The sequence below is a fragment of the Hyphomonas sp. UBA3601 genome (assembly GCF_002375605.1).
GTDB lineage: Bacteria > Pseudomonadota > Alphaproteobacteria > Caulobacterales > Hyphomonadaceae > Hyphomonas.
In genome coordinates this window covers 18,325-29,595 of sequence record NZ_DFME01000110.1, presented here as the reverse complement: position 1 = coordinate 29,595, position 11,271 = coordinate 18,325, and the positions used below count along the sequence as shown (strand labels likewise).

The window sequence follows — 11,271 nt, the reverse complement described above, 5'->3', positions numbered from 1 at the left end:
GGGTGGTGGGTGTCGCAAGCCGAATCACGGAAAGATCGTATTGCGCATAGGCCTCGCGCAGTTCGCCATCTTCTTCCGGCGGCAAATCTACCAGGATCGTTCCGTCGACACCGGCCGCATGAGCCGCCTTGGCAAACTCAACATATCCCATGCGGAACACAGGATTGGCATATCCCATGATAATGACAGGCGTTGTCTGGTCCTCGGCGCGAAACCGGGCCGCCAGCGCCAGCGTGTCAGCGAGCTTTGTTTTATTGGCGAGCGCGCGCAAGCCCGCCTTCTGAATGGATGCCCCATCGGCCATCGGGTCGGTAAAGGGCGCGCCAAGCTCAATGATATCGGCGCCGTTGTCGCGCAGCGCGCACATGGCAGCATAGCTCGTCTCAAGGTCGGGGTCGCCGGCCATAAGGTAGGAAACCAGAACGGCGCGGGATTCGCCGCTTGCGCGGGCGAAGGTGTCTGTAATGCGGGAAGTTGGCATCAGGTGTCCGTATTCTCGTGAACCCATGCCTCATAAGGCGCATTCGCCTGAATGCAAGGCAATGCGACCATAGCGGGTACTTCATAGGGATGGTGCGTCAGGACGAGGGCTTCGATCCGATCCCAATTCGCTTTCGGCGCTTTCAGCCACAACACGAATTCGAAGGCCTGCTCCACCACACTCTTCCAGCGATAGGTGGACGAGACCGGCCCTTCGAGATTGGCGCAGGCAGCGAGACGGTGCTCGATGGCCGCGTCGCCAATTTCCTCGGCCACACGGCGCGACGGACAGGTAATGCGAATGAGAAGGAGATCAGTCAATTTACTCTCTCGACAAAAGATAAAGTGAAGGCGCAGGGGAACATTTTCTAGCCGCCTCGTCCATCAGGATCGTGGCAAACGATGCAAATCTTGTTTCCATCGAGATCTCGGAAATATGCCCCGTAATAGTTCGCGTGATATTGCGGGCGCAGGCACGGGGTACCCTCATCCTGAGCGCCGCGAGAGATGGCAATTGCGTGCGCCTCATCTACGCTTGGCCGGTCGGGTGCGAGCAGGGCGAGCATCTGGCCATTGCCCGGCTCGTGTCGCTGGTCATTGAACGGCCGCACCAAAGCGACCAGCGGGCGGTCATCGCCCGGACGCCGCCACATGATAAACGGATCAGACCGCTCGAATGGTACACGCGGATTCCCAAGCGCCTGCATGATCGGCTCGTAAAAGGCAGCTGCATTTTCCAGATCATTCGTGCCCAAGGTCACATGCGAGATCATCGGCCTCTTCCCTACATATCGACGCCGAGGGCCTTGGCGACCGAGAAAACGTCCTTGTCGCCGCGACCACACATGTTCAGGATCATCAGCCCATCCTTGCCGAGTGCCTGAGCGACCTCACCTACGCGCGCGATGGCGTGTGAGGGCTCGAGCGCCGGAATAATTCCCTCAAGCCGCGTGCACAGCTGGAAAGCTGCAAGCGCCTCCTTATCCGTGCACGACAAGTATTCAGCGCGACCGGAATCTCTCAGGAAAGCGTGCTCTGGCCCGATGCCCGGATAGTCCAGTCCCGCCGAGATCGAATGCGCATCGATGATCTGGCCGTCATCGGTTTGAAGGAGGTAGGTCTTGTTCCCATGCAGGATGCCCGGCTTGCCGCCATTCAGCGCGGCAGCATGCTCTCCTGTCTCAATTCCGTGGCCAGCGGCCTCGACGCCGATCAGGCGAACGCCCTCATCTTCAAGGAAAGGGTGAAACAGGCCAATCGCGTTCGAACCACCGCCGATACAGGCCATGACCGCGTCGGGCAGGCGCCCTTCCCGCTCAAGCATCTGGGCGCGAGCCTCCTTGCCGATAATGCTCTGGAAGTCGCGGACAAGCTCCGGATACGGATGGGGCCCCGCAGCCGTGCCAATGCAGTAGAAGGTGTCTTCGACATTGGTGACCCAGTCACGCAGTGCTTCATTCATTGCGTCTTTCAGGGTGCCTGTGCCGGAAGAGACCGGGACGATCTCTGCGCCGAGCAGTTTCATGCGGAAAACGTTCGGCTTCTGGCGCTCGACATCCGTCTCGCCCATGAAGACAACGCAATCCAGTCCGAAGCGCGCGCAGATTGTCGCCGTGGCAACACCATGCTGACCGGCGCCCGTTTCGGCGATGATGCGGGTCTTGCCCATACGCCTGGCGAGCAGGACCTGGCCGAGGCAATTATTGATCTTGTGCGCGCCCGTATGGTTCAGCTCATCGCGCTTGAAATAGATTTTCGCGCCATCGAAATGCTCGGTCAGCCGCTCCGCAAAATATAGAGGCGATGGACGCCCGACATAATGGGCCCACAAATCGTCCATTTCCGCCTTGAAAGCTGGATCTTCCTTGGCCTTGCGGTATTCGGCCTCAAGTTCGAGGATCAATGGCATCAATGTCTCGGCGACATAGCGCCCACCAAAGTCTCCAAAGCGGCCATTCGCATCTGGCCATTGATCCCATGTGTTCCGCAAATCCATCGTCCTGCTTTCCTTGCACTACCGGCCCGTATCTAGACCGAAGGACGTGCCAAGGAAAGCGCGACGATGCGCTCGGCCCCGTGACGCGTCAGCCCATGGGGGAATAGAAAAATTCCTCTCGAACGATCTTCCCGTCCTTGACCGTATACACGCCAACCTCCTTGGCTTGCATCCGCTCGCCGGACTCCTTGTTGGTGACATCCATGTCGAAGACGAGAGAAAATTGGTCATCCCCAAACAGGAACGGCCCCTCGGCGCTGACCTGGTGCACATCGTGCGCACCATACCACCAGTCGTGCTTGCCCTTGATGGCGTCGAGCCCCTGAGCTTCGCGGCCCGCATCGCCCATTGCAAGCGCTTCGACCGACACACAATCTTGTGCGTAAAGTGTCTCCAGCGCTTCGGCCTCGCGGCCAGAATTGCAGCATTCCGCCAACTTGCCAGCGACACTCGTCAGTTCTTCTGGAAACATGACACGTCCTCCCATTGCCAATAGGAGCCATATTAGCACAGAACAAAAACGGAACAATCGGTTTGTTATGAATTTTTTGAGGCGTCGATGAATGTCTTTACCAGTACCCGGTCCTTCAGGCCGCGAACACGCTCTACGCCTGAAGAGACATCCACTGCTGGCGCACCGGTCAGACGCACGGCATCGGAGACATTGTCCGGTGTCAGCCCCCCAGCAAGAATCCAGGGTGCCGGTCTCTGCCAGCCTTTCAGCAAATTCCAGTCAAATGACAATCCGTGCCCGCCTGTCCGATCAGCGCCCTTAGGCGGTTTCGCGTCCACCAGAAGCCGATCGGCTGCCGTGTAGGCCTCAGCCCGCTTCAGATCGTCTGAATCGTCAATTCCCACGGCTTTCCAGATCTCCAGACGCGTCCGCGCCTTGACTTCGGCGACGCGCTCAGGGGATTCCGAACCGTGCAATTGCAATATCGGAAACCCCAGCGCCACGATCCGGTCGATCTGCGCGTCGTCCGGGTCAACCAGCAAGGCCACCGGCGTGGCGGACCCTACCTGCATCAAAAGGTTGGCCGCCGCTGCTTCCGTTACGTGCCGCGGGCTGGCCTCGGCAAACACGAACCCAATCCAGTCTGCCCCGGCTTGCGCGGTATAGCGCACGAGGTCGGGATCGGTCAGGCCGCAGATTTTTACGAGTGTCATGCCGCAGGCGTTACGCTAACGGCCTTGCGTCCGTCAATTCAGGGGCTGACGGGACGCGTATTTTCCTTGAGGACCGCCGCAAAGAAAATCTTGCCTGAATCTTTCGGACCAATCTCACGATTGAAGGTCCAGCGCATATGCGTGATCTCTTCCGGCATGGGCACGCTCACCGGCTGGATCTCATCGAGACCGGATTCCGCGATCAGTTTTTCACGCGGCACGTATGTCGCCCCACCGTCCATGGAGAAATCAACAGAGGCCTGATCATATTCGGCCATGGCAGAATCTTCGAGCAGGCTCACATCTGCCGGCACTGGCAAGGTCAGAACAGCGTCCCTTGCCGGGGTTTCGCCCGGGTTTGAATATGTCACGGAATAAAACAACTGCTCACCCGGCTTCACTTCCTCAGCAGGCAGCAGCTCCATTTCCAATCCGCCCTCTTCGTCTTCGATGACGATCACACGTTCAACCTGTTGCTCGACGATGAGTTCCTGGGCGAACGCCGGAAGTCCGATGAGGAGAGTTCCGGCAAGAGTGGCAGCTGCGCGTATCAGCATGGCGTTAATCCTTGGCAGGGACGGTTAAAGGTTCAGCGTCAAGAATTGCGACAATTAGTTAACATTCGCTCAAAATCCATAAAGCATTTGCAGAGTTTCCAGTCTGACATTGCCAGATCCTCAACACGCGCCTTAGTGTCGCCACAGAGGCGCCAATCCGGGGACACCGATGTTGCACACCGACACCATTTCCCGGGGAGCTGACAAACCCTCGGCACAGGGATCTCCTAATCATGGTGAACCACGCATTCTCAGGATCAGGACTCATCCCATGCTGAATAAAAAGTTGAAAACCCTCCTCGCTATCGGCCTCGTATCCAGCGCAGCCGCATTCGGGCCCATCGCCTCTGCCCAGGCCCCGCGCGAAAATCCGCAAAGCGCCGCCAGCCATCATGGCATCCGCTATGTGAAAGCGGAAGCTGTAAACGTGCGCGGCGGCCCTGGAGTCAGTAACCCTATCATCACTGTACTGAACCTTGGTGCGGAAGTGTCCATGTATGTCACCAAAGGTGACTGGGCGCGGATCTCTGGGCCGGGTCAGCCGGAGAAATGGATTTACGCGCCACTTCTGCAGGACAACAAACCCCAACCGGTGAAGGCGGCAAAAAAGCAAACAGCGGACCGGCCAACGCAGAAAGCATCCGCCAAGCCTGACAGTCACCAGACGCACGAGCCTGAAGCGTCCCCTTCAAAGAAGGTAGAACATCCGACGGCTCAGAAGGAAAAGCAGGACGCACGGCCTGCACGGTAGACTGCCGCAACTTCACCTCGGCGACGCGCGGGAACGACAGTTGGTGGATTCAGGGCCTTAAGGGAACATCTTGTTGATGAAACCTATAACCAATTCGACGGCTTGCAGTTCAGAGACTCCGAATAAGCTCGAATGGAATTCACTTTCCGATCCCTTGATTGAAAATTCACATTCCCACGCCGCCTTCTCTTCCGAAAAGGTAGGCGACCGTATGATAACGTTGGCACCGGCAGCAACCCCGATGTTCAGGTAATCTTTCCCGGCTGGCTCCAAGCTTAATTCTAACAATGTTGATGTCTCCTGAAAGCAACCGGATATGAAGACAATTCAAAAGGGATTACAATCTACTTATTGGATTCTTGTGCGCTCAGCATATCGCCGACGACAGTAGAGTCCTGAACGCCCTCAGCCTTGACGAACGCATCGTTTGGACCTGGGATCTGCTGGCGGTGAGACAGGGATTCGAACCCTGGAGACTATTGCTAGCCTACACACTTTCCAGGCGTGCGCCTTCGACCACTCGGCCACCTCACCGTACTCAGCAGAGGGGAGCCAATAACCGAAGGCCTGCAAGATCGCAAGACTGTGATTGCCGTTCCCGGCAGACAAACCCATATGAGACACAGAAAGGGAGACCCCTCATGTTGTTCTCGAAGAAAAAACTGACCATCCCGGATGCCGAGAGCGCCCTGCCCGGCCGCCCCGATCCGATCCCGACCGCCACCACGCATTATGTATTCGACCGTGACCTGCAGGGCCCCGTTCCGGCGGGATACGAAACGGCCGTATTCGCCCTCGGCTGCTTCTGGGGCGCTGAGCGTGTATTCTGGCAGCAGGATGGCGTTTGGCTGACCCGGGTAGGTTATGCTGGCGGATCGACCCCGAACCCGACCTATGAAGAAGTCTGCTCAGGCGGGACCGGGCACACGGAAATCGTTGAAGTGGTTTTCAACCCTGCCGAAGTGACCTTCGCCGCACTCGTGAAACTGTTCCTCGAAAGCCATGACCCAACCCAGGGAATGCGTCAGGGAAATGACATCGGCACGCAATACCGCTCGGCAATATACACGATATCCGAGGCACAAGCCGAAACTGCGCGTGAGATGATCGCAGTATATGAGAAGTCGCTTGCCCAGAGCGGTCATGCCAGCCAGATCACAACGGAGCTTGCGCCGCTGGACAAGGTTTATCTCGCCGAGGAATACCATCAGCAATACCTTGCAAAAAACCCGAACGGGTATTGCGGGATTGGAGGCACGGGCGTGTCCTGCCCAATCGGCCTGGGTGTGTCGACCTGATCGCGAAAGCTGGCGCTAGCCGCCGAAATTCACGGCAAACCTTTTGCGTGTCTCAAGCAGGTTCTGCGCCTTGTACATGGCGTCAGAAGCGGCTTGGGCGCGCTTTATGGTCGGGTCTGCCTGCAAGGCCTCAATCACTTTGGTGAGGTGACTGATCGCCTCCTCGACGGTCTTGCGATCGAACTGGTTTGTCGCGCGCGCCAGCAGGGCCCGGCCGAGATCCATGTGCGCCTGAACGGCCCGCGATGTGTCGCCATCACTCTTGATATCCTGGAGATGGATTCTCCGAAGCGTGATCACGTGGTCGAGCGCATCCATATCTCCAGACTGTTCGGCAACGTGCACCAGAGACGCGCAAAAATCGGCTTCGATACGGCTGCGCAGAGCGACCGGAAGCGTAGGCGAGTCCTCAAGGATTTCAGCCAGCGCATTAGACAGGATCTTTATCTTTTCGGGCCGGAAGGATTGCGGATTGGCCAGCGCAGGCTGCAATTCCCGCGCAAGGAAGTAAGCGGCCACGCGTGGCATCTGCCCCTCAAGGTCGATCATCTTTCCGGGCATTAGCAGCGTGAACAGCTTCGCTTCCGTGGCTGTCAGGCCACCACCGCGGCTTAGGCCGTGAATGACAAAGCCATCTTCGCGCCGACCCGTCCTGTCTGCCCAGACCAGCATGTCCGCATCTGCCACTTCCAGTCGCCGACGGGCACGCTGGACCGCGCGCGTTTCGATGCCGCCGTGAATAGTGCCCGTGCGGAACACTTTCAGGGGCGCACCGAAATTGAATTCGGAGAGGTGGGAATTGAGCGCCGAGAGCAGCCATTTCCATGCGCGACCCGAGCCTTTGCCAGCCGGGCGGGCGACAAGCACGCGGTATCCGGGCGACTTGTCATTGCGCGCAGCCCGGGCCCCGGACGCATTGCGCAAAGTCTTCAACAGCGAACCCAGCAGGCTGAACATCAGGACGACCAGTGCAACGAGCAGGACACACAGCATCACGAATCCAAACGTGGCGAGCTCTGTCGCATCCACCACATTTGTTTCGAACCAGCGCTCGGCTGTTGTGAACCAAGTATCCACAGGCATTCGAGATGACCTCCTGTATGTCTGTGCGATACGGTTCCTGCCCTGTGCTTGCAACAGCTAAACGCTGTTCAGCCTGTGCGGGGGATGGTTAGATTGCCTGAGAGACAAGCTGATTCAGGGGGTCGCATGGGTGCCGGGGAATTTGTCACGCGGTTCGCACCGTCCCCCACCGGGCATTTGCATCTCGGTCACGCGCTCTCGGCTTTCCATGTCTGGGACACTGCCCGCGCCCATGATGGAAAGGTGCTGTTGCGGATTGAAGACATTGACCAGACCCGATGCCGTCCGGAGTACGAAACCTCCATTCTCGCCGATCTTGAATGGCTCGGACTGGACTGGGATGGCCCCGTGCGACGCCAGTCCGACCACTTCGCGGAATATGAGTCCGCGCTCAACTCCCTGAAGGCGCGCGGGCTGGTTTATCGATGCTTCAAGACCCGTCGAGAGATCGCCGCCGCGCTGCCTGCCGGGGCCAGTCCCGATACGGCCGGCTTCACTGGCAAGTCGCTCCCTGCGGACAAGGAGCGGGAACTGCTGGACCGGGGACACGCCTATGCGTGGCGGCTATCCCTCTCGGCTGCCCGCGCCCAACTCGGCCCTGTATATGATGCGTTGAGCTATACGGTTTTCTCAAAGTGCGGCCAGCACAGGGTGAAAGCTGACCCCGCACCCTTTGGCGACGTGGTGCTGGCGCGCAAGGATACGCCAACAAGCTATCATCTCGCCTGCTGCCACGACGATGCCTTGCAGGGGATCACGCATGTCATACGCGGCGAAGACATCCGGGAGATGACATCGGTACATGTCCTGCTGCAGGCGCTGATGGACTGGCCACAGCCTCTTTATACGTTTCATCCGCTCGTTTTGGGGGCAGATGGCAAGAAATTGTCCAAGCGCGCGGGGGACCGGGGATTGCGCGCATGGCGTGAAGACGGCAAGACGCCTGAAGACATTCGCGCCATGACGGGCCTCATTTAATGACATCCACAGAAATGACAGCGCCGGCACGCCGGGAATGGCTCGGCGTGCTTATGTTGGTTGGCGGCGCGGTTGCGATCGGATTTGCGCCGATTGGCTTGCGCTTGGGTCTCGACGACCTCGGCCCGCAGGCCATTGCCTTCTGGCGCTACACATTTGCCCTGCCCGTGCTGACTGCGCTCGTCTTGCTGGTCGAGCGGCGCGCTCCGCGCAAACCGAACATATATGTCATCCTGGCCGGGATCTGTTTCGCTGTGGACATTGGCTTCTGGCACTGGTCCCTCACCCTGACCAGTGTGTCCAATGCCACCTTCATCGTGAATCTCGGAAACGTCTGCGTCGGCTTCCTCGCATGGCTGTTCCTGAAGGAGCGCCCCGCGCCGATGTGGTTCTTCGCCGTAATCCTGGCGATTGGCGGCGCATCGGCCCTGTCACTCGGCGGTACCGCCGAAGGGGGAGCCAGTTTTGTCGGGGATCGGATTGCGATCATCGCGGCGATCAGCGTATCGGGGTATTTCCTCTGCTCGAAGCTCGCCCGGCGAACACTGAACGGTCTGGAGACTTTGTTCTGGCTGACACTTGTGGAAGTGATTGTCGGAGCCATCATGGTCATGGCTTTCGGCGAAAACTTCCTGCCGGAGAAATTGTCGGGTTTCGCCGTGCCCCTGTTCCTCGGGATCGTGATCCACGTCGTCGGTCAGGGTTTGATCATCACCGGGCTTGGCAGCACGCCAACCTCCATCGCGGGTGTCATCATCCTGATCCAGCCCGTCATGGCTGCCGCGATTTCTTGGCATCTCTTTCAGGAACCTCTCACAACCTTGCAGGCAGGCGGCGGTATGCTCATTCTTGTCGCGGTCTGGCTGGCCCAGCGCGGCCACAAGGTGGATCCAATCGACTGAGTGCAGCAATAGTGTCACGAACTCAGTCTATGCCCGCCCCAGACCTGATATTCCGGAGACTAATCATGCGCCGCGCTGCTCTATCCCTTGCTTCACTCACCGTCCTTGCTGTCGCGGGCTGTTCAGCGCCGTCTGATACCGCCGTGGCACAAAGCGAAGCTTCATCGGCGCCGCTACGCGAAGGCACGACACCCATCCAGGCAAGTGATTCCTATTATCAATCTGCCGCTGAAGCCGTAGAAACACGCATTCAGGAGCGCGGCGTAAAATCGGCGAAGAACATCATCCTCTTCGTTGGCGATGGCATGAGCATTCCGACCATCACCGCCGCCCGCATCTATGCTGGCCAACAACGTGGACTCGACGGCGAGTCCTATACGCTGGCCATGGACACGCTGCCGTACATGGCCCTGTCCAAAACCTACAGTCACGACTATCAGGTTTCCGACTCCGCTTCGACGGCAACTGCGATGGTGACCGGTGCCAAGGTCAATTCACGAACGCTCGGCATCCTCAAGGAAGCCGGCTTCGGCAATTGCGCCAGCGTCGAAGGGCGCACGACAGAGTCAATTTTCGAACTGGCCGAACGGTCAGGCCTCGCAACGGGTCTCGTTTCCACCGCCCGCCTGACCCATGCAACGCCGGCGTCCACCTTCGCCAAGACCCCCAGCCGCGACTGGGAAGCTGACAGCGATCTGAAAGGCGGAGACGCAGGCGACTGCAAGGATATTGCCCGCCAATTCATCGAGTGGTCGGAAGGCGACGGATTTGAAGTGGCAATGGCCGGAGGCCGCGCGCCCTTCACAACGACCGAACAGTCAGATGCCGAGGACGCCAATCGCACCGGAAGCCGCACGGATGGTCGCGACCTGACCGCCGAATGGACCGCAAAGTCCGCCGACCATGTCTATGTCACCGACAAGGCTGGTTTCGAGACCATCGACTTCGCCTCGAATGCAAAAGTACTCGGCCTGTTTGAAGGCTCGCACATGAAATTCGCGCTCGATCGGGATGAAGACCCAGCTGGCGAACCTTCTCTGGTCGATCTGACAAAGGCGGCTATCACGCGCCTGTCCCAGGATGAGGACGGTTTTGTACTGATGGTCGAAGGCGGCCGAATTGACCATGGCCATCATGGCGTCAGTGCCGCCCGGGCCCTGTCGGAAACCGATGAACTGGACCAGGCCCTCGCCGCAGCACTGGAAATGACCGATGCGGACGAGACGCTGATCATCGTGACCGCGGACCATTCACACACGATGACGATTTCTGGCTATCCAAAGCGCGGCAATCCGATCCTCGGCAAAGTCGTCAGCGGGCTGGATAACGCGCCGATGAAGGCACAGGACGGCAAACCCTACACAACGCTCTCCTATGCCAGCGGCATGACCGCGTGTCATTTGGTCGACGGCGAACCGGATTGCACCCGAGAAGACCTCTCCGAGATCGACACGACCGAAAAGAACTTCCAGCAACCCTCCCTCGTCTTCATGCCGTCGGAAACGCATGGGGGTGATGATGTGGCCATCTTCGCAACCGGCCCTGGGTCGGAACTGGTCTCCGGTGTGATGGAGCAGAACGAGATCTTCCACGTCATGGGTCGCGCTTCCGGTCTTGTGGCCGCGCCCACCGAATAACCCCTGCCCCTGCGTAGGGCCTGTTCAGGCAGCGCATTCTGAGGGACACTTCCTCCCATATTCGGTCATCTGCGCCAGCAAGAGCGCGGAGACCGGGCCAAAGGAGGAAGACCCATGAAGGCTGCTGTCATGCGCGCGCCCAATGCGCCGCTATCCATCGAAGATGTCACGATTTCCAAGCCCGGACCGCGCGAAGTGCTGGTCCGGCTGAAGGCGGTCGGCGTCTGCCATTCGGACGTGCATTTCTGGGACGGGAACTTCCCCGCCGAATTGCCGGTCATCCTCGGGCATGAAAGCGCCGGCATCGTGGAAGAAGTCGGCTCCATGGTCTCAGCGGTCAAGCCGGGCGACCATGTAATCTCGATCCTGTCGCCCTTCTGCGGCACCTGCGAGTACTGCCTGACAGGCCACATGTCCGTCTG

General features: G+C 59.0%; 14 protein-coding genes, 1 tRNA gene and 1 pseudogene. 6 read left to right on the top strand and 10 right to left on the bottom strand.

The genetic code is table 11. The annotated features are described in order from the left end of the window. The 7 genes from trpA to B4F73_RS11310 form a co-directional block, all read right to left on the bottom strand. A partial coding sequence (trpA, locus tag B4F73_RS11340) for a tryptophan synthase subunit alpha (RefSeq protein WP_290483297.1) occupies nucleotides 1–481 on the bottom strand: 481 nt, incomplete at its 3' end. Continuing rightward, the gene (gene cutA, locus B4F73_RS11335) at nucleotides 481–756 is read right to left on the bottom strand and encodes a divalent-cation tolerance protein CutA (protein WP_371822966.1); all 276 of its coding nucleotides are present in this window, start codon (nucleotides 754–756) and stop codon (nucleotides 481–483) included. The genes cutA and trpA, both read right to left, overlap by 1 nt. A 92-nt stretch (nucleotides 757–848) precedes the next feature. Then, entirely contained in the window at nucleotides 849–1,253 is a 405-nt protein-coding gene (locus tag B4F73_RS11330) for a VOC family protein (protein ID WP_034817580.1), read from the bottom strand. A gap of 11 nt (nucleotides 1,254–1,264) precedes the next feature. Then, entirely contained in the window at nucleotides 1,265–2,476 is a 1,212-nt protein-coding gene (trpB, locus tag B4F73_RS11325; RefSeq protein ID WP_290480402.1) for a tryptophan synthase subunit beta, read from the bottom strand. A gap of 88 nt (nucleotides 2,477–2,564) precedes the next feature. Next, nucleotides 2,565–2,948 (bottom strand): nuclear transport factor 2 family protein, encoded by a 384-nt coding sequence (locus B4F73_RS11320; RefSeq protein WP_206991915.1) that lies wholly within the window; start codon nucleotides 2,946–2,948, stop codon nucleotides 2,565–2,567. Between the two features lie 65 nt (nucleotides 2,949–3,013). Then, the gene (locus B4F73_RS11315) at nucleotides 3,014–3,643 is read right to left on the bottom strand and encodes a phosphoribosylanthranilate isomerase (protein WP_290480401.1); all 630 of its coding nucleotides are present in this window, start codon (nucleotides 3,641–3,643) and stop codon (nucleotides 3,014–3,016) included. A 38-nt stretch (nucleotides 3,644–3,681) separates the two neighbouring features. After that, complete coding sequence (locus B4F73_RS11310; RefSeq protein WP_290483296.1) at nucleotides 3,682–4,200, bottom strand: hypothetical protein; 519 nt, start codon at nucleotides 4,198–4,200, stop codon at nucleotides 3,682–3,684. A 271-nt stretch (nucleotides 4,201–4,471) separates the two neighbouring features. On the opposite strand from B4F73_RS11310, the gene B4F73_RS11305 reads away from it, so the two are divergent. Then, complete coding sequence (locus B4F73_RS11305; RefSeq protein WP_206991912.1) at nucleotides 4,472–4,951, top strand: SH3 domain-containing protein; 480 nt, start codon at nucleotides 4,472–4,474, stop codon at nucleotides 4,949–4,951. A 57-nt stretch (nucleotides 4,952–5,008) separates the two neighbouring features. Here B4F73_RS11305 and B4F73_RS16845 read toward each other — a convergent pair whose 3' ends face one another. Next, nucleotides 5,009–5,224: a DUF6968 family protein gene (locus tag B4F73_RS16845; protein ID WP_414651602.1), complete on the bottom strand. Its 216-nt coding sequence runs from the start codon at nucleotides 5,222–5,224 to the stop codon at nucleotides 5,009–5,011. 171 nt (nucleotides 5,225–5,395) lie between these two features. Continuing rightward, nucleotides 5,396–5,485: transfer RNA gene (locus B4F73_RS11300), tRNA-Ser, on the bottom strand. 107 nt (nucleotides 5,486–5,592) lie between these two features. On the opposite strand from B4F73_RS11300, the gene msrA reads away from it, so the two are divergent. Continuing rightward, nucleotides 5,593–6,249, top strand: a complete 657-nt coding sequence (gene msrA, locus B4F73_RS11295; RefSeq protein WP_206991910.1) for a peptide-methionine (S)-S-oxide reductase MsrA — start codon at nucleotides 5,593–5,595, stop codon at nucleotides 6,247–6,249. 15 nt (nucleotides 6,250–6,264) lie between these two features. Here msrA and B4F73_RS11290 read toward each other — a convergent pair whose 3' ends face one another. Beyond that, on the bottom strand, nucleotides 6,265–7,332 hold the full coding sequence (locus B4F73_RS11290; protein WP_290483295.1) for a hypothetical protein: 1,068 nt from the start codon (nucleotides 7,330–7,332) through the stop codon (nucleotides 6,265–6,267). A 126-nt stretch (nucleotides 7,333–7,458) separates the two neighbouring features. Here B4F73_RS11290 and gluQRS point away from each other — a divergent pair, with 126 nt between their 5' ends. The 4 genes and pseudogenes from gluQRS to B4F73_RS11270 form a co-directional block, all read left to right on the top strand. After that, nucleotides 7,459–8,310, top strand: coding sequence for a tRNA glutamyl-Q(34) synthetase GluQRS (gene gluQRS / locus B4F73_RS11285; protein ID WP_290483294.1), 852 nt, complete (start codon nucleotides 7,459–7,461; stop codon nucleotides 8,308–8,310). Continuing rightward, the gene (locus B4F73_RS11280; protein WP_290480397.1) at nucleotides 8,310–9,212 is read left to right on the top strand and encodes a DMT family transporter; all 903 of its coding nucleotides are present in this window, start codon (nucleotides 8,310–8,312) and stop codon (nucleotides 9,210–9,212) included. Before gluQRS ends, B4F73_RS11280 begins: the two co-directional genes overlap by 1 nt. 65 nt (nucleotides 9,213–9,277) lie before the next feature. Continuing rightward, complete coding sequence (locus tag B4F73_RS11275; RefSeq protein WP_290483293.1) at nucleotides 9,278–10,849, top strand: alkaline phosphatase; 1,572 nt, start codon at nucleotides 9,278–9,280, stop codon at nucleotides 10,847–10,849. Between the two features lie 114 nt (nucleotides 10,850–10,963). Beyond that, a pseudogene (locus B4F73_RS11270) lies at nucleotides 10,964–11,271 on the top strand (alcohol dehydrogenase catalytic domain-containing protein); the annotation flags it as partial.